We start from the raw sequence: 19,226 nt of genomic DNA, 5'->3' as shown, positions 1-19,226 counted from the left end.
GACGTGAGCCGGGCACCCGCGCTGAGGACGTGAGCCGGGCACCCGCGCTGAGGACGTGAGCCGGGCACCCGTGCTGAGGACGTGAGCCGGGCACCCGCGCTGAGGACGTGAGCCGGGCACCCGTGCTGAGGACGTGAGCCGGGCACCCGCGCTGACGACAGGTCCGGGGACGCCGGTGTGGTGGGCGGGCGGGTGCCGCTGTCGAGGTGCAGGGTGGCGCCGAGGTCGGTGACCTTGACGCTGCCGCGTTGTGCGGGCGGGCGCCGATCGAGGCGCTGATCGTGTTCGGGTAACCCGTGGCCCGCCCGCGCTGACGCTTGAGTTGAGCACCCGTCCTGACGACGGGTGCTGGGATGCCCGTCGAGCGCGCGCCGGCGACGGTCGGCCGGCCCCGACCAGTGGCCGCACGGCACGCAGCACCGCTAGGAGGGTGGCGGTCTCCGGACGGGCCGGGCGGTCGTGAGTGACGGCCACGGCCGGGCTTTCCGGGCGGGGTGCGCGCACTCGGCGGGCAGGGTGCGCGCCCTCGGCGGGCAAGCCACGACGCCGGCTTCTGGGATGCCCGGCCGGCCGCGGGCTCGAGGAGCACCCGGTTGCTGTCAGTCGGTGGTGAGGGCCTCCAGGACCTGTTGGCCGTACTTGGCGAGTTTGCTTTCGCCGACGCCGCTGATGGTGGAGAGCTCGGCGAGGGAGCCGGGCTTGGTGGAGGCGATCTGGCGCAGGGTGGCGTCGTGGAAGATGACGTAGGCCGGGACGCCGGTTTCCTTGGCGGCGGCGGCTCGCCAGGCTCGGAGGTGTTCGAAGAGGGCGGTGGCGGCGGGGTCGAGGTCGGCGGCCGGGGCTGCACCGGAGCCACCCGAGCTGCTTGAGGCGCGGCGGGCTCGGGGGGCCTTGGTGCGCTCGGGTTCGCGGCGCATCATGACCTGGCGTTCGCGGCGCAGGACGGTGGAGCTGGCGTCGGTGAGGGCGAGGGTGCCGTATTCGCCTTCGACGGCCAGGAGGCCCTGGGCGAGGAGTTGGCGGACGACGCCGCGCCAATCCTGCTCGCGGAGGTCGCTGCCGATGCCGAAGACGGACAGCTCGTGGTGGCGGAACTGGGTGATCTTCTCGGTGGTTTTGCCGAGGAGGATGTCGATGGACTGGCCGGCGCCGAACTTCTGGCCTCGTTCGCGTTGCAGGCGCAGGACCGTGGAGAGCAGTTTCTGGGCGGCGACCGTGCCGTCCCAGGACTCCGGGGGATTCAGGCAGGTGTCGCAGTTGCCGCAGCCCGCGACTGTGGAGGAGTCCTGGCCGAAGTAGGCGAGGAGCTGGGCGCGGCGGCACTGGACCGTTTCGCAGAGGGCCAGCATCGCTTCGAGGTGGGCGGCGAGGTTGCGGCGGTGGGCGAAGTCGCCGTCGGAGGTCTCGATCATCTTGCGTTGCTGGACGACGTCCTGCAGGCCGTAGGCGAGCCAGGCGGTGGAGGGCTGGCCGTCGCGGCCGGCGCGGCCGGTCTCCTGGTAGTAGCCCTCGACGGACTTGGGCAGGTCGAGGTGGGCGACGAAGCGGACGTCGGGTTTGTCGATGCCCATGCCGAACGCGATCGTGGCGACCATGACCAGGCCGTCCTCGCGCAGGAAGCGGCTCTGGTTGCGGGCGCGGGTGCCCGAGTCGAGGCCCGCGTGGTAGGGCAGGGCCGCGATGCCGTTCTGCACGAGGAATTCGGCTGTCTTCTCCACCGAGGCGCGGGACAGGCAGTAGACGATGCCGGCGTCGCCGGGGTGCTCGGTGCGCAGCAGCTCGAGGAGCTGGCGTTTGGGCTCCTGCTTGCCGACGATGCGGTACTGGATGTTGGGGCGGTCGAAGCTGGCCGTGTAGTGCCGGGCGCCGACGAGGTCGAGGCGGGTCGCGATCTCCTCGCGGGTGGCGCTGGTGGCCGTGGCGGTGAGCGCGATGCGGGGCACGTCGGGCCAGCGCTCGTGCAGCATCGAGAGGTTGAGGTAGTCGGGGCGGAAGTCGTGGCCCCACTGCGACACGCAGTGCGCCTCGTCGATGGCGAAGAGCGCGATCTTGCCCTGGTCGAGCAGGCGCTGGGTGGAGGGGACGCCGAGCCCCTCGGGCGCGACGTAGAGCAGGTCGAGCTCGCCGGCGACGAACTGCTGCTCGGTGCGGCGGCGCTCGCTGACGTCCTGGGTCGAGTTGAGGAAGCCGGCCTTGACGCCGAGCTGGCGCAGCGCGTCGACCTGGTCCTGCATGAGCGCGATCAGCGGCGAGATCACGATGCCGGTGCCCTCGCGGACCAGGGACGGGATCTGGTAGCAGAGCGATTTGCCGCCACCGGTCGGCATGAGCACGAGCGCGTCGCCACCGTCGATGAGGTGCTCGATGATCTCCTGCTGCTCCCCGCGGAACGCGGAGTAGCCGAAGACGCGGTTGAGCACCTCGGAAGCGGGGCCGCTGAGCGGGGGAGCGGAAGTCACCCCGCGAGTTTAGTGAACTCGCCAGGACGACTTCCGCACCCTGTGGATAACTACCTGACGTCGATGAATATGGGGTTCGTGTAGAGCCAGGTGTCGAGCCACGGATCGCCGTCACCCGGGGTGTGCGGGACCGGGCCGTGCGGATCGATGGACCGCCCGAGCAGCCCGGGACCGCCCCGCCGCCCGTCCGAACCGCGAAGCCGCAGGTAGGAGGACGAAGAAGCCACGAGCGGGAACTTCAGCGTGTACGTCCCGGAGCGCCGCGACGTGTCGAAGCTCTCCACCACGCGGGTGTCCGGCGCCAGGAAAGAATCCGCCGCGGAAGGGCCACGAACGGCACCTCGGATGACGTCCAGGTGGGCAAGGCGCGGGAGGAGGCCGTGGAAATTGGGGCGGGAGGCGCTGGTCACAGTCACGGTCAGGGTCAGCCGTTCGCCGCGCCGGGCGGAGATGCGGCCACCCAGCGTCGCCGATCGGCCGTGTGCCGAGGTCAGGCGTACGTCGACGCCGTCCACGAGCTGGCCGTGGTCGACCCAGACGCGGCCGGCGCGCAGGCCCGCCATGACCTCGGCGTATCCGTACCGGGTGACACCTACGTGCGTACGCGAGAATTGGCCCGGCCAGAAGTCGCTGCCGGCCTGGGCCGTGTGGGTTTCGATCGGGTCCGGGATCCTGCCTGTGGAGTCGAACGTGGACCCGGCCGGGAAGTCACCGTTGCGCAGCGTGTCGAAGACGGTCCGGTGGTTGTCGGAATTGCTGGTGATCGAGAACAGTTTCCCCTCGGCCAGCAGGGAATCCCACATACCGCCGACCGTCGCGGTCATCCAGTCGAAACCACCGTGCGTCACGTACGCGTCCGCGGGGTACCCGGCGTACGACTGGGCCGACGGTTTGTTCTCGTATTCGCCGCGGATGCTGGCCGCGCCCCGCAGGCCCGGGATGGCAGCGCCCTGCGCACCCGGCGCGCCCTCCATGCCGATCATGATCCCGGGCGCCGCGTCCCGCCACGCGCGCAGTTCGTGCGGCGCGTCGATGCCCAGCCGCGACGGATGGTTCGCCAGGACCAGGGCGTCCTTGCCGGAGGCGGCCAGCCACTTCAGCGCGGCGACCGCGAGGCTCTCGTCGGACGACGGCAGCAGCTTGCCGTCGTAGAGCTTCTCGAACTGGCGCAGCACCTCGGCCTCGGCCTCACCCGGCGCGGTGAACACCGTGGCGTGCTCGGCGCCGGGGATGTACCACTCGAGGCCCTGGAAAATCAGCGTTCGCGGGTTCTCGGCGCGCGCCTTGAGTATGTCGGCGCGTTCGAGCACGGCGCCGAAGTCCTCGTGCCCGACGTTGCTGTGCTCGGTGCAGACCATCCAGTCCAGACCGAACTGCGCACCCCGCCCGGCGGCCTGCGACACCGTGTACTTCGCGTCGTGGCTGTACTGCGTGTGCACGTGGTGATCGCCGACGAGGTAGACGTACTGATCAAGCTGTTTGTCAGAAGCTGCCGCGGGTGCGGCGGGACCCGCCACCGAGGCCGCGGCGAAGCCTGCTCCGAACAGGCCCGCCCCGAACAGGCCCGCGCGGCGCAACAGGGAGCGCCGGTTCAGGCCCTGAGGATCCAGATCCGCTTCGGGTACGCCCGGATCAGCCCACTGCGGAATCGATGTCATGGCCCGTGACGCTAGGCCGCGCCGACGACCGCCAGCCGTCCACCGGATGATCATCAGGCGAACGCCGGACCGGGAGGAACAGCAGCAGACCCAGGGCGATCCACACGTACGCGTTGGCGCCGGCGAACGCCACCGGCCCCGAGGGGTCCGCCCACCACAGCCACACGACGCTGCTGCTGAGGAGGATCCAGAGCGGCCACGGGCGGCGTACCAGAAACAGGGCCGGCAGCAGCCAGACCAGATGGTGCACCCACGTGACCGGGCTGACCAGGCACGCGAGGGCCCCGGTCAGCGCGAACCCGGTCACGGCGTCGGCGCGGCGCACCCGCACGAACCAGCAGGTCAGCACGGCCAGGACCAGGACCGCCCACCAGGCCGCGGGCAGCTCCAGCCGGGCGATGACCCCACGCAGCGACTGATTCGACACGTACGCCAGCCGCCCGACCCGGCTCGTGTCCCACACCGCGTCCGTCCAGAACGCCACGGAAGCATCCGGAGCGAGTACGGCGGCCAGCAGCGTCGCCCCCGCCGCCGTGCCCGAGGCGACGGCGGCCGCCCGCCATCGCCGCGTGACCAGCAGATACAGCACGAAGACGGCCGGGGTCAGCTTGATCGCGACGGCCAGTCCGATGCCGACGCCCGCCCATCTGCCGCCCCCGGTCAGTGCCCGCACGCCGGCTTCCCCGCGGGCCAGCGTTCGCAGGTCGGCGCAGACCAGGAGCAGCAGGACGAGGTTGACCTGACCGAAACTGAACGTGTCGCGGGCCGGTTCGAACATCAGCATCGCGAGGAGGAGCAGCGAGGTGATCCACCACGCGCGCCGACCCAGCCACCAACGCAACAGGGTGAGCGTGGCCGCGGTGTTCACGACCACGGACGTCACGATCGCCACGGGCCAGGAGGTCAGGGCGAGCGGGCTCATGACCAGCGCGGCGAACGGTGGGTACGTGAAGCCGTACTCGGAGTCCTGGTATCGGTATTCGTAGAGCGGCTCGCCGTCGAGCAGCCAGAACCGCACCGCGCCACGATAGACACCCAGGTCGAAGAAGTGCCGGAACGTCGGCACGGTCACCAGGAATACTCCGACGGCGATCGCCGCACCGGTGACGAGGGCAAGCTTTTTCATCGCAGTGCCCGGGATGCCGGGGTCGCGGTGGTGGCCAGGGCGAACGCGGCCACGCCGAGCAGGGCGCCGAGAACGGCCAGGAGCACCTCACCGCGGTCCGCCGCGTAACCGTCCGGCAGCACCACCGGCGTCAGCACGGCGCTGAGCAGGGCCAGCCCGCGATGCGCGGCCGGGACGACGGCGAGCGGCACGAGCGCCCAGATCACATACCAGGGCCGCAGCGCAGGACCGAAAATGACCACTGCGAGCAACGCCAGGCCAAGACCGGGCAAGGCCCCGATGCGCTCACGGTACGCCCAGACGAGCCCCGCCGACACCACAGTGGCCAGCACCCCCGCCCACCGCCACACCTCGATCGCGAACGGCGACCCCACCCCCTGCGCGGTCACCCGCCCGAGCACCCCGGTCAACGACCAGTTCCCGGCCGACACCGGCGTCCCGAGCGCCCCGACCCACCCGTACCCGCTCCCCGCCACAGCCGTCACCACCACCGTCGTCACCCCTGCCACCGCAGCCGTGACAGCCCAGGCATTCACCCCTGCCCACCGCCCGGCTCCCCGGCCCTGGTGCGTGGCGCGCAGCGAATCCGCCCCGATGATCGCCACTGCCACCAGCCCGAGCGCAGCCGGCGCCTTGACCAGGGCGGCCATCGTGACCAGGACCGCGCCGGCAACCGGGTGCCGGTGCAGGGCGGCGGCCAGCCCGGCGGCGAGCAGGCCGACCATCAGGGCATCGTTGTGGGCACCGCCGACGAGGTGGATCAGGACGAGCGGGTTGAGGATCACCAGCCACCACGCCCTCCCGTCACGGGTCAGCCGCGGCAGCGTGACGGCCAGCAGCGCAAGCCCCGCAACCGCGACCAGCCGCATCCCGAACACCCCGGCACCCACGTGCTCACCGGTCACGGCGGTCACCGTCCGCGACGCGAGCAGGGCCACCGGACCGTACGGGGCCGGCGTGTGCTGCCAGATCTCCGGAACCAGCGCGGCCACCTGCCCACCGAGCACGGCGGGACCGTCCCGGTAGACGTCATGCCCCGAACCGGCCAGCAGCCCCTGCGCGAGATAGCTGTACACGTCCCGGCTGAACAACGGCGGCGCCACCAGCAACGGACCCGCCCAGATGCCGAGGGTCGCCCACCCGTGCCGCGGTGCCGCCGTCCCCGCCCGCCCGTACCACCACCAGCCGAGCAGCATCAGGGTCAGCCCCGCGTAGGCGCAGGTCAGCCCGCCGCGGCCCAGGGTCCCCCCGGCGGCGACCAGCAGGGAACCGGCACCACCGGTCGCGGTGGCCAGAGCGTGATCGCTGCGCACGGCAGCACCGTGACAGCCCAACATGTCCACCCGCGGTACGCCGGGTGACGCCCCCCGGTCGCGCGCTTGTCGCCCCGCCCGCAGCTTCCCAGCCCGACCCACAGCTTCCCAGCCCGACCCGCTGCTTTTCAGCCCGGCCCGCTGCTTTTCAGCCCGGCCCGCAGCCTCCCGGCCCGCAGCCTCCCGGCCCGCAGCCTCCCGGCCCGCAGCCTCCCGGCCCGCAGCCTCCCGGCCTGACCTACAGCGACTCCGCACCCACGGCACACGGCGGTCCTGGCCCCTGCTGCTCCGCGCTCACAGCGAACCGGTGTCCCAGGCGGCCCTGATCATCTCCCGCCCGGCGGCCAGCTCGTAAACGGCCGCGGTCAGCCAGGCCACAGCCAGCCGTTCCGCATCATGCGGATCCAGCCGCCCGAACACATCCCGGGTACGCCGCACACCCGCCGCCCCGAGCCCGTCAACAACCGCCACCGCCGTCCCGAGTTGAGCAGCCGCAAGCCGCCGCGAATCATCCGCCACACCCGACACCAGTGCCGAACGCCCGCCCGCAACCACCCGCTCGAGCCGGTACCGCACCAGATGAAGCGGCGGCCCCGCCACCGCCTCCCCGCCATCACCGGTGCCGCCGCTCCTCAGCGGTTCCGCTTCCGGTCCAGGGATGGGCTGGGCCGGGGGTGTGGCGGTGGGGAGGTCGGTGCGGGTGAGGGAGGTGGTGCCCAGATCGAGGTGGCCGCCGTGCCGGGTCGGGAGCCAGCCGGCGGTGAAGGCGAGGGCGGCGACCCGGCGCGGGCCGGTGAAGCGGGCGATGAGGCGGATGCGGGACCCGGTGGCGTGGGTGGCCAGCTTTCGCAGGTTGGCGACGTAGGGCAGGGACGGGTCGTCGTAGGGGGCGGTCACCACGACCGTGCGCGGGCGTTCGTCGGCGGTATGCCGACCGGAGGAGGGGAGTGCGTCGCGGCGGTCGGTGGAGAGGAGGAGGCCGCGGTGGTCGGAACCGAGGATCGTGCCGTCCAGGAAGGCCAGGTCGTGGGTGGCGGGGCGGGCGTGGTCGGGCAGGGTCGCGGCCTGCAGCCAGCGGTCGGTCTGCGTCCGGTGGTCGTCGGTCCAGAGGGTGGCCAGTGGGGGGTCGAACCAACTGCTGCCGGTGGCCCGCACCGCCTGGCGGGCGCGGCCGTGGCTGAGGCGGCCGGAGGGGGAGGCATGGGCGTTGACCGCCAGGAGGCCCGCGCGGGACAGGTCGTGATGGCTGAGCCGAACCTCGCCGAGGTCCACCGGAGCCCCCGTCGGGGAGATCTGGGCCGCTGTATCCGGGGTGGCGGGTTTGATGTCGGAGATCACCCACAGGCGGCCGTTCGCGTCGGCGAGGTAGGTGACGGCGCCGGCGTGGCCTGTTGCTGCTCGTACGGGTTCGCAGAAGAGGCCGTGGAGGCGTAGGTCGCCGACGGGTTCGTAGTCGCGGCGGGCGACACCGGTTGCCGAGGCGTCGCCGGTGGATACGCGGTGGCAGGCGGTGAGGAGGTCGCGCAGGTCGTCGGTGAGGGTGGACAGGCGGAATGCGGGGTTGTCGTGGTGGGCCGAGCGCAGGTGTTCGACGACGCGGATCGCGTACGTTGCGGGGGTGTGGAGGCCTGTGGCTCTGGCCTGGTGGACGGCCCGGAGCAGGTCGGCCTGGGCGACCGCGCCGGCTCCGGGGATTCCGGTGGAGAGCACCGCGGCCGCGGCCGACCACAGCCCGCGGGCCGCGTCTCGTTGAGCGTCACTGACCTGTGCCGGTGGGAGCGCCGCGGCGACCTGGGGGTTGGGGGCCGGTTCGGCGGGCGCGACGGGGGCTGCGCTGAGGACGGCGGCGCGGTGCAGGCATCGGGGGGACAGCAGGCAGCTGCAAGTGGCGTCGGCCGGGGTGGTGACCGGGGTGCTGAGGGTGATGGTTGTCCGGTCGTCGGGGTGGACCGTGATCTGGGCGCCGGCCTGCCGGACGGGCCAGGTGGTGGCCTGGGCGACGCTCTGATCGAGGCGGCTGCGCAGGCGAGCGGGAAGCACGGACACCGCATCGGCGGTGACGGCGGCGGGAACCGGTGGCAGGGCCACCGGCGACTGGGTCACCGACGGCGGGGTCACTGGTGGCTGGGTCACCGGCGACTGGGTCTCTGGCGGCGGGGTCAAGGACGGCTGGGTCATCGGATCTGGTCTCCGATCCAGCGGGCCAGTTCGGTGGGGCTGAGCGCTGCCACGGGCATGCCGGCTGCGGCCAGCTGGGCGGCTGTGCCGGTGCTGTAGCGGGGGGCGCCGCGGTCGTCGAGGCTGGCGCAGCCGAGCAGGGTGATGCCGTCGTCGGTCAGGGCGCGGGTCGCGGTGAGGAGACCGCCGAGCGGGAAGCCCTCCTCGAAGTCGCTGATCGTGATGACCAGGGTGCGGCTGGGCACGAGGGCGATCTGCCGGGCGTAGCGCAGAGCGGCCGCGATGTGGGTGCCGCCGCCGACGCGGATCTCCAGCAGGAGGGAGAGCGGGTCGGTGACGCGGTCGGTCAGGTCGATGACCTCGGTCGAGAACGTCACGAAATGGGTGCGCAGGGCCGGCACCCCCGCCACGATCGACGCCGTCAGGGCCGCCCAGATCGTCGACTGCTCCATCGAGCCGGAGACGTCGACCAGGAGGATGACCTGCCAATCGACGCTGCGCCGGCCGGGGGTGCGAAAGACCGGCCGCTCCGGGACGAGCTGCGGTCGTCCGGCCGCATCCGCTCGTACGGTGTGCAGGTTGCGCCGCACCGTAGCCGCCAGATCGAGGCGTCCGGTGGGGCGCAGGGTCGGCCGTGACGTCCCCAGGCCCGTGAGCGCCGGGCGGATCCTGCGAGCCAGTTGCGCGGTCAGCTCCGCGGTGAGCCGGGCGACGAGCGGCCGCAACCGCGCCAGCCGCGCCTCGGGCAGGCCGCCGGCCAGGGACAGCACGGCGTGCAGCAGGTCGATCGAGGGCCGGACCCGCTCCGGGTCGGCGGCCAGCACCGCGTCGAGCCTGCCGTGCTCGGCCGCCCGGGCGAGGACCTCGTCGCGCACATCGGCGCCGAAGAGCGCCTGCAGCTCGTCGAGCCAGTCACGAACCTGCGGGTACGCGGCCTCCTGCCCGCCACCGCCACCCGCCGTCCACGCACCCTCGCCGTGCCCGGCGCCGTAGAGCTCGTCGAGCGCGGTCGCGAGCCGTCGCTGCCGGGCCGGGAGCTGGTCGCTCTCGCGGCCCAGCAACAGCCGCCAGCGCTGCTCAGCAGTGATCGTCGAGGGAAGGGCCGAGGAAGACGGCGCGGAGAAAGACAGCTCGGCGGGGGCCGGGTGGGGAGATTCGGAGGTGGGCGGGAGGGCGAGGGCGGTCAGGGCTGCCAGGCCGGCCCGGTCTGCCGACAGCCAGGTGGCGAGGGTGGCGGCATCGGTGGGGAGGTGCTCGTCGAGGGGCCCGTGCCGGGCGGTGACGGTGGTCAGGAGGCGGTCGCGGTCGGCGGGGGTGAGGGCGTCGAAGCCACCGCGCAGGGCGGGCAGGCGGCGTACGAAATCGTCGTCCGGGAGGTTGTCGATCGTGGTGAGCAGCGGGGTGAGGATCTCGTCACCGGATTGCAGGAGCGCACCGGCGACGCTGAGGGCGCCGCGTAGCCGGTCGGTCGCCGCGGTGCCGGGCAGGGTGACCCAGGAGGCGAGGCGATGACCGAAGGCGCTGGGCTCCTCGTAGCCGGTCAGGACGCCGACCGCGGCAGCTGCTCCGCGGATCAGGGGAGAGCCGTCGCGGGTCAGGGCGCGGATCGTGTGGCTCAGCCGGAGCAGCAGGCCGGCCTCGTCGGCGGCGCGGACCAGGTCGTAGAGGGCACGGGCGTCCTCGACGCGGGTCGAGCCGGCGGTCCCGGCCACGGCGGCGACCGCCGCCGCGTGCAGGTCGGCACGAGCTTCCGCGACGGCAGTACCGAGGGCGGCGGGGGCGAGGCTGGGGAAGTGGCCTTTGCCGAGGCGGGTGAGGAGGTGGAGGGCGGTGACGAGCTGGGTGACGGTGCCGGTGTGGCAGACGGAGCGCCGCAGGTCGGTGAGGCGGGCGTGGGTGAGGGTGGTGGCGGCGCAGGACGCTGCCGCTTCGAGGCCGGTGAGGGACTGCTCCGGGGTGGGGCCGCCGGCCCGGGTCTCGCGGTGGCGGCGGGTGGTCAGCATGCCTTCGGCGGCGTGGGCGAGGGTGACGCCGTGCAGGCCGACGAGGGCGAGTGCCGCATCAATGCCGGGGGTCCATTCGACCCGCCAGGTGCTGGTCAGCGACTCGCCACCCACGGCGGGACCGGCGGTGCCGGGGGTGGCGTAGGGGATGCCGCAGGCGGTGAGCCGGCGGATCGTCAGGTCGCGGACGCGGTCGGTCGGGGAGCGCAGCGGGTCGAGCCGGATTCGCTCGGCGGGCCGGCCGGGGCCGGGGAGTTTCAGCCGGGCGAGCTCCCGCTCGACGGCGGGACGCAGACCGGTGACGGGGGCGCCCGCGGGGAGCCGGCCGCGCTGCCGTCCGATCAGGACGGTCTCCATGGCCTGGGCGACGCCGCGGCCCACGCCGGCCGGGGAGCCCTGGGCGAGGACGGTCTGCAGGGCTTCGACGAGTTCGCCGCGCCCCGGTGCCGGTAGCGTGCGCATTCCCGCCAGGTCCGCGGCGAGACGGGTGACCTCGGCCGCCTCGGCCGGGCCGGCCGGGTGACCCTGGGCGCGTAGTTCGCGGGTGACCTCGACGGCGAACGCCCCCACCGCGGAACGGATCCGGGCAGGATCGGCGCCGCAGTCGTGGACCGCCTGCTGCCAGCGGGGATCGCGGATGCCCGCCGGATAGCCGGACCGGGCGTCGAGCAGGCCGAACGTGTACGGCACCAGGGAGATCACCGGCGCCGGACCAGGGGATGACGCCTCCTCCGGCAAGGGACCGCTGAGCAACGCCGGGGCATGGAAGGCGCCGACGACGACGGCGACCCGTCCGGGCGTACGCGTGATGTGTCCTCGCATCCACGCCTCCCGCCGCAGATCCAGCGGGCCCACAGCGGTGTTGTGCCGCAACGCCCACCCGGCGGCCAGCGCGGCCCGCCGTACACCCTCCGGGGTGCTGCCGGGCGCACCCGCCTCGATCAGCCGGTCCCACAGGTCGTCGTCGTCCCGCCCGGTCAGCGCCGTCCGCACCACCGCGCCCAGCGACGGCCCGGACGGATCCTCCCGCCCGGACTCCCAGTCGGGGTCGGTGAGCGGCAGGTCGCAACAGATCACGGGTACGCCGTTGCGCTGAGCCCAGCGCAACGCTGCCAGCTCCGGGCTGAAGTCGGCGAACGGGTAGAAGACGTGCGCGTCCGCCGCGAGCGCCACCGGGGCGGTGGTGCCCGGATCGGCGAGCCAGCGCACCCACGGCTGCATCTCCGCGGGGAGCTCCACCAGCACCGTCTCCGGGGCGAACGCGTCGAGCAGGGCGGGCACGGCGACGGCCAGGACCGGGGAATGATGGCGTACGCCGATCAGCTGCACCCGGTCGTCCCCGGCCAGCTCCTCGACGACGGCTCGGGGATCAGTCACGCAGCACGTCCCGGTGCTCCCACAGCTGACGCCACGATCGCGAGCCTGCCTCGGCCCGCCGCCGCAGGGCCCCGTCCCAGTACGCGAGGAGCCGCGCCGCGTCGGCGGGGTCGTCCTTGCGGGCCACGCCGAGCAGTTGCCCGGGCAGCAGCGACAGCGGGTCAGGGCCGGGCAGGTACGCGGCGGCGAGCCCGATCGAGGCGGCGACCGCGACCGCTTCGGCGGTGCTCATGACCGACGACGGGCGTTCGACCTCCCAGCCTTCGGCGCTGCGGCCGGTACGCAGGTCGCGGAACGCCGTCACCAGGATCGCCAGCACGTCCTCGTCGACGGCGAACGTGGCACCGCCGCGCTCGACCGCCGCCGTCGCCTGCCGGGTGACCAGGGCGACCTCGGCATCGAAGTCGGCGATGGGCGGCACGACCTCGAAGTTGAACCGGCGTTTGAGCGCCGCGGACATCTCCGACACCCCGCGGTCGCGCAGGTTCGCGGTCGCGATCAGGCAGAAGCCCGGCACGGCGTAGCCGACCGCGCCGTCCTGCCCCGCGAGCTCGGGCACGGTGATGCGGCGCTCGGACATGATCGAGACGAGGGCGTCCTGGACCTCCGGGAGGCACCGGGTGATCTCCTCGACCCGGGCCACCGCGCCGGTCGTCATCGCGGTCAGGATCGGCGACGGCACCAGTGACTCCGCAGACGGTCCCTTCGCGAGCAGCAACGCGTAGTTCCAGCCGTACCTCAGCTGGTCCTCGCTGGTGCCCGCCGTGCCCTGCACGGCCAGGGCGCTCGTGCCGCAGATCGCCGCCGCGAGCAGCTCCGACAGCATCGATTTCGCGGTGCCGGGCTCGCCGACCAGCAGCAACCCGCGCTCGCCGGCGAGGGTGACGACGCAACGCTCGACCAGGGCCCGCTCGCCGACGAACTTCGCGTCGATGACCCGGCTCCCGCCGGGCCCCGGCACCGGGAGGCCGCCGGAACCGCAGACGAAGGTCACCACCGCGCGCGGGGTCAGGTGCCAGCCCGGTGGGCGCCGGCCGTCGTCGGCCGCGGCGAGGAACGTCAGCTCCCCGGCGTGCAGGTGCTCGGGCGGATCGATCTGGCGGACGGCGGTCACGGCTGTTCCTTCAGGTCGTGGTAGCGGGGGACGTCGCCGGCGGTGACCCTGCTCCACGCCGCGGCGAACAGCTCGGGCAGGGCCAGGGGCACGACCCGCCGGTTGCCGGCCTCGACGTACAGCGACTGTTTCCAGGTCTCCACCGGCAACCGGGGCGCCCGGGCCGGCAGCCAGCCACCCGGCAGGAACACCGGCCGCCCGGCTCGTTCCCGCTTGGCCGCCACCACCAGACCCGCGGTGGTGAGCGCTTCCTGCGCCTTGCGCAGAGCGGCGGGTTTCCAGCCGTTCCACGCCTGGACCGCCTTGTCGGTCGGGTCGGGCAGGGCGAGCAGCTGCAGATAGTACGCCGCCACAGCGCTGTCGCACCCGAACCGTTCGGCCGCCTCGGCGACCAGGTGCGGGACGCTGACCCGGGGGTCGTGCGGCTCCCCGGAGGCATCGTCGGGACTGGACACGACGCCGTCGATCCAGCCGGAGAGCAGGATCCGCAGCGCCGTCGCGGTGCCGTCGTCGACGAAGCCGAGGGCCGGATCGTCGTCGCCGGTCAGCTTCGCCGGGACGACGTGGTGGGTCACGAAGCTGTGCATCGCGTGCCCGTCGACCAGCGCGGGGCCGGCGTCCGGGCGCTCGGTCACCGGGTGGACCCCGGTGCCGGCCAGCAGGTGGGGGTTGCGCAGCCGGGCCCGGACCAACTCCAGCGCGCCGGGCAGCGCGGCCCGCAGCGGGTCGTCCCAGGACAGCCTGTACGCCAGCCACGGCAGGGCGACCGCGACGGCGTGCAGCCAGATCTCGTCGAACGGCTCGCCGCCGTCCGCCTCGGTCCGCACGTCGTGGTACGACACGATGCGTGACCGGCCGTCGGTGCTGAGCCAGTCACCGTCCTGCGGCCCCGCGATCGCCTGCAGCACCGCCGCGGCCCGGGCGTCGTCGATGACCCGCGCCAGCTCCGCGACCAGCTCTTCCGGCACGGCGATCCGGCGTCCCCGCAGCCGGATCCACTCCTGAGCGACGGCGTCGACGTCGGGCCCCCGCTCCCACAGGCCGGCCGGGTCGGCGGGCATCGCCGCGTCCAGCAACGCGACGCGCTCGGCATGCAGCTTCACCAGGGCGGCCCGGGCGACCTTGGCCTGCGCCGAGGTGAGGCCGAGCGTCGCACGCTGCTCCGGGGTGAGGAAGTTGGCCTCCCACACCTGGATCCCGGGCAGCCCCGCCAGCAGCAGCGTCGCCTCGGCCCGGGTCATGCCGGTCGCGGCGGCCAGCGCCTCGGCCGCCTCCGGGCGCCACGGTGCCGGCCCGCGCTCGGCCAGCAGGGTGCAGAACGCCGTCAGCCGCGCGCCACCCAGTCGGCCACCGGGCCGCACCTCGTTGCGTACGGTCAGATCGGGGGGAAGGGTGAAGACCCCGGTGGGGGAGACCTGGACGGCGTCCTGGCTCCACGAGTATCCGCCCGCGGTGTAGTGCTGCTCGGGTGGGAACAGCACGGTGACCTGCGGTCCGTCGCGGTGCACGACGACCTCCGACGCGGTCATCCGTGGCAGGGTCAGCTCCAGGACGCGCAGCGGCGGCCCGTCACCGGCGAGGGGCGTGCCGGCGATCGCGGTGAGCAGCGCGGTCAGGGCCATCCGGTCGGCGTCGGTGGTCACCGCGGACGCCGCGCGCAGGGCGACCGCGCCGAGACCGGTGAGCAGGGCCGTCCAGCCGGCGGTGGCCGCGGGGATGTCGCCGTGCAGGTCGGAGCCGGCCAGCAGCTCGCCCACCGCGGTCACCTGCTCGAGGATCTGATGCCGGGGCCCGGACGGCCCGGAGTAGTAGTTGTGGGTTGTCCGGGTCAGCCCGTCCCAGGCCAGCCGGATGGCCGAGTCGGTGACGGCCGGCAGCGGACGTTCGGGTGCCGCCTGCGCTCCCAGGTGGCGGGGGATCTCGGCGATCCGGCGGCGCATCCGCACGGCGAGGGCGACCACCTCGACGACCCGGGCCCGCAGGACGGTGTCGGTGACCTCGGGCAGGTGCGCCGCGACGTTGGCCGCGACCGCTTCCTTGACCCGGACCGTCCCGGACACCGTGTCGTCGACGGCGAGCAGCGCCGCCGAGGTGGTCTCGTCGATGGCCCGCAGCGCTGCCGAGCCGGCCTCGTCACGGGCCCGCAACGCGTGCCACCACTCGAACGGCGGCAGCGTCATGGTCTGCTCGCCGACCTCGGCGAGCACGTGCCCGCCGTCGGCCGTCCACACCCGCATCCGCCCGCCCGGGTAACCGGGCCGCCGGGTCACCGGCAGCGGCGCCGCCGAGCCGGGCATTGTGACGGCACCCACGAGCGGTTCGTCGCGGCCGTCGACCCCGGAGAGCGTGACCCGGCGGCCGTCGACGCCCTCACCCGTCTGGGTCCCGGAGGCGGTGGTGGTGACCCGCCAGCCGATCAGGCCGTCGTGCCATCCCAGCGGCGACGCCGCGAACTCCTTCGGCGCGGGATGCAGCCGGCTCGCCTCGGCGACCAGCTCCCCGGTGGCACCGGCGAGGAACGCGGGAACGCTGACCCGGCCACCGTCGCCGGTCAGCGGGTCGAACTCCCGCCACCGCCAGGCGTGGTCGCCGGAGTCGCCGCGCTCCCACTCGCAGCGCCAGAACGCCTGCCCGTCGCTCACCATCGGATAGGCGTGGCCGGGACCGCGGGCGTCCCCGGCGTGCACGGGCTGGGCGCCGGTGGTGACACCCCCGCCGGGCAGCGGCAGCGGTGTCGCCGGCACACCCCACCCCGGCCGCTGCAACTGCCAGTCGGCGCCGGTCAGCTCCGCCGGTCGCGACGCCCAGTAGGCGGCTGGGCCGTGCTCACTCTGCCAGGACACGATCAGGTCGCCGTCGGCATGAAGACAGGACACCCGTGTGTACGCGCTGGGCGCCATCCGCTGCCCCGCCGCCGGGTAACGGAACGCGTGTTCGGTGGTCGCGCCGTCCGGCTCGATCACGTGCGCCGATTGCTGGTCGTGGACCACCAGCTGCGGCCACGCGGCGCCGATCTGGATGCCCTTTTTCTCCTTGGCGACAGCTTCGTAGGCGGGCCAGCAGAGCTCCGCCAGCAGCCCGGCGCGCAGCGTCCGCGCCACCACGGCCGCGGCGTCGAGCTCGTGCAGCCGCCGGAACCCGCCGGGCGCGAGTGCCATGCCCGCGGGTGACCAGAGCGGCGCCAGGCCGCTCAGGTCGGCGTCGAGCGCGGTGATCGTGGCGTCGCCGGCCCGCCCGGTGCGTTCCAGGATCAGGCCGGTGAGCACGTCGCGGACACCGGCGGCGCTGAACGCGAGCTCCAGGGTCCGCACCGGCAGAGCGGGACTGTTGAGACTCGTGCCGGTGCGGAGCCGGGAGAGCGCGTCGCCGACCCCGAGTGCCAGCGCCGGGCGCAGCCCCGGATCGGCGGCGATCGCCGCCAGGTCGCGGCGCCCGGCACCCTCGTCCTGCGACCACGCCGCGACGTCGAAGCCCGAACCCCGGTGACCCGGCCCGATGCCCACCCGGACACCGCCGGCGACACACAGGTCGAGCACGTCCAGCTCGGCGGTCCACGACGAGGCGGCCAGCTGCACGCCGTCGTCCGCGACCAGCCGGGGAATCATCCGTTCCACCAGCGCCAGCAGCCGCTCGCTGCGGATCTTGCGCCCGGCGAGCCGCCGGGCCAGCAGGCGTTCCAGCCAGCGGCTCGCAAGACCCGGGGTGAACCCGGCCGCCACCGTCGTCAGGGCCGCGTCGGCGCCCGAGGCGGACAGCAGCTCCAGCCACTGGTCGGTCATGTCGGTGTTGTAGCCGGGCGGCTCGGGGACGATCTCCAGCAGCCGGGCGCGGATCGCGGCGTCGCGCCTGCCGAGACGCACCAGGCTCTTGCGGTAGGCCTTCCACACCGAGGGGTGGGCGCGGCCCATCGCGGGGAAGCTCAGCAGCCGGGTGACGACCTCGTCGGTCTCCGCCTCGGGATCGCGACCCGCTGCCTTCGCCAGCCGGGCGAGATCGGCCGCCATCGAGACGTGCGGTGACAGCCCGCCCGCAACCCGTTGCAGGGCAAGGCTTTTCACCAGCTCGTACGCCTCGGAAGCAGCCCGCCGGTCGACCACGCCCCGGGTGTACTCGGCGAGCATGGCCGCCGTGAGCGCCCCGGCGAACGCGAACTCCAGATGCACGTCGCGCACCCGGTCCTCGTCGACGACCAGGCCGTGGACCTGCTCGGCACGGCGCGCCGCCGTGAAACAGGTCCCCGCCATCCGTGCGTTGCCGGCGGCGGTGAACGCCCGGCCCGCCTGCTCCCAGAAAGTCGGCAGGAACTGCGGCGCGGCGGCGTCGAGCCGCCGGGCGAGCGCGTCGTAGCCGTCCTTCGCGTTGCCGGGCTTGCCGGTGGCGACCCGGGCGAGCTTCTCCATCTCCTTGACCAGCGCCAGCGCGTGCCGCCCGTTGGCAGGGTCGTGCACGAGCGCCCAGGCCGGGAAACCCAGCGCCTGGCGCCGCGCGTGCCCGACCGCGACCGGCTCACCGGCGGGGGCGAAACCGAGGAACTCCATGCTCAGATCCTCGGCGGCACCGACAGCCGCCCCGACCAGCCGCACCACCGTGCGGCCCTCCAGGACCGGGTGCCGATAGGAGCGGGCGGCAACGGCATCGAGGGCGCCGTCCCCGGGCGGGCCGGGCAGAACGGCACCGGCCTCCAGCAGCACGTCACTCATCGGGTGCCGTCCTCATCGGTGACGCGACCGGCGTGCAGGGTCGCAGCCATCCGTAACCCTTCCGACCACGCGACAGGCGGCACGTCCAGCAGAGGGATCGCCTTCCCGGCCGCGTCGGTGAACTCCAGCTCGGACGTCTCCGCCTCCCACGACGGGTCACCGTCACCGATCCAGACCGCCGCCACCACGGTGACGCCCGCTTCCCACACCTTGCAGACGGCTGTGCCACCCTGCACGCGGTAGCCCGCCGAGGTGGCCCGGGTCTGGGCGTGCCGAAGCTCCTTGAACCGGGCATCGGCGTAACGCGCGATCTCCCGGCGATGCCCCGCCTCGTCGACAGGCTTGTGCCAGACCTCCCGGAACAACTGCAGCAGGCCCTGCTGCACGCCGAGATCGGCGGCGAACTCCCGCAGATCACCGAGATCGGGCAGCCGCACCGGATGCGGGATCGCGACGGTGGCCGTAGCGATCCGAGTGGACTCCCCATCGAGGTCGACGATGCCGAGCACCCCGTCAGCACCGGCGTCCCGCAGGAACCCCGCCCCGGCGACATCCCACTCGCCCCCGGCGGTCACCGGAACGACAACAAGATCCCGCAGCACGGCCCGCCACACCTCATCGGCCCACACCTGCCCGATCAGCACAGCCGGCACCGGCAGCGACCGGATCATCCACCGCTCCACCTCCGCCCGGCACGACGCCTCATGCCGCCGCAGCCACTCCACGAGCTGCCGAAGCCCCACCACCGCCTCGTGCTCCCGGACCGCCTTCGGCACGCTCCTCAAGGCCTTGCCCTGCGCCGTCCGCGCCACGACTTTCCCCTGGTCAAGACTGACCTCATAGCCGGCCCCCGCAGCCACCCACCCCATGGACATCCCCTCATCGAAGCGTGCCGCGGATTGTGCCACCGACCCCCGACATTTCTCCCGGGCCCGAGGCCGGTCGGGGTGGGTTGCGACGATCGTTTCCTGCGGGAACTCCGGCAGGACGGTGCTTGCACACCGATCAGCGGGCGCTCGCTGTGGGCGACAAGCCGTTCGAGGAGTTGGCGGATGACGCTGTCGCCGAAGGTGCCTGTGGTGTCTCCTCTCCGGAAGCCACCCTGCACAGCTACGGCCACGCGGATTCACTCGCCGCAGTGGCTGCGATCGCGGCAGGCCGGTCTACGGTGGATCGGATGGCTGGTCCGATCACAGGAGATTCCCTGGTAGGGCGGCCGGCGCTGCCTCTGGTCATGCGCCCTCGGTTGCACCACTCTGCTCGGGAAGTCTCCCGGGTGGCTGTGGACCGGGGCCGAA

At 73.4% G+C, this 19,226-nt stretch carries 9 protein-coding genes; all 9 read right to left on the bottom strand.

Annotated elements, in window-relative coordinates; genetic code table 11:
* Window positions 1-599: 599 nt before the first annotated feature.
* A complete protein-coding gene (gene recQ / locus Aco04nite_RS18745; protein ID WP_212998505.1) occupies window positions 600-2,459 on the bottom strand; it encodes a DNA helicase RecQ in 1,860 nt (619 codons plus the stop codon).
* A 50-nt stretch (window positions 2,460-2,509) separates the two neighbouring features.
* Window positions 2,510-4,117, bottom strand: a complete 1,608-nt coding sequence (locus Aco04nite_RS18740; protein WP_212998504.1) for a PHP domain-containing protein — start codon at window positions 4,115-4,117, stop codon at window positions 2,510-2,512.
* Window positions 4,092-5,243, bottom strand: coding sequence for a glycosyltransferase 87 family protein (locus tag Aco04nite_RS18735; protein ID WP_212998503.1), 1,152 nt, complete (start codon window positions 5,241-5,243; stop codon window positions 4,092-4,094). The genes Aco04nite_RS18740 and Aco04nite_RS18735 overlap by 26 nt, the downstream gene beginning before the upstream one ends.
* Window positions 5,240-6,556 (bottom strand): polyprenol phosphomannose-dependent alpha 1,6 mannosyltransferase MptB, encoded by a 1,317-nt coding sequence (mptB, locus tag Aco04nite_RS18730; protein ID WP_212998502.1) that lies wholly within the window; start codon window positions 6,554-6,556, stop codon window positions 5,240-5,242. Before mptB ends, Aco04nite_RS18735 begins: the two co-directional genes overlap by 4 nt.
* 294 nt (window positions 6,557-6,850) lie before the next feature.
* On the bottom strand, window positions 6,851-8,689 hold the full coding sequence (locus Aco04nite_RS18725; RefSeq protein ID WP_212998501.1) for an SWIM zinc finger family protein: 1,839 nt from the start codon (window positions 8,687-8,689) through the stop codon (window positions 6,851-6,853).
* A 41-nt stretch (window positions 8,690-8,730) separates the two neighbouring features.
* Window positions 8,731-12,114: a DUF5682 family protein gene (locus Aco04nite_RS18720; RefSeq protein WP_244876094.1), complete on the bottom strand. Its 3,384-nt coding sequence runs from the start codon at window positions 12,112-12,114 to the stop codon at window positions 8,731-8,733.
* Window positions 12,107-13,228, bottom strand: coding sequence for an ATP-binding protein (locus Aco04nite_RS18715; protein ID WP_212998500.1), 1,122 nt, complete (start codon window positions 13,226-13,228; stop codon window positions 12,107-12,109). The genes Aco04nite_RS18720 and Aco04nite_RS18715 overlap by 8 nt, the downstream gene beginning before the upstream one ends.
* Window positions 13,225-17,928, bottom strand: a complete 4,704-nt coding sequence (locus Aco04nite_RS18710; RefSeq protein ID WP_212998499.1) for a hypothetical protein — start codon at window positions 17,926-17,928, stop codon at window positions 13,225-13,227. Before Aco04nite_RS18710 ends, Aco04nite_RS18715 begins: the two co-directional genes overlap by 4 nt.
* Window positions 17,925-18,803 (bottom strand): DUF4132 domain-containing protein, encoded by an 879-nt coding sequence (locus Aco04nite_RS18705; protein ID WP_244876093.1) that lies wholly within the window; start codon window positions 18,801-18,803, stop codon window positions 17,925-17,927. The genes Aco04nite_RS18710 and Aco04nite_RS18705 overlap by 4 nt, the downstream gene beginning before the upstream one ends.
* Window positions 18,804-19,226 lie beyond the last annotated feature (423 nt).

It is taken from the genome of Winogradskya consettensis (genome assembly GCF_018332715.1).
GTDB lineage: Bacteria > Actinomycetota > Actinomycetes > Mycobacteriales > Micromonosporaceae > Actinoplanes > Actinoplanes consettensis.
This window is presented reverse-complemented; position numbering and strand designations above follow the sequence as displayed.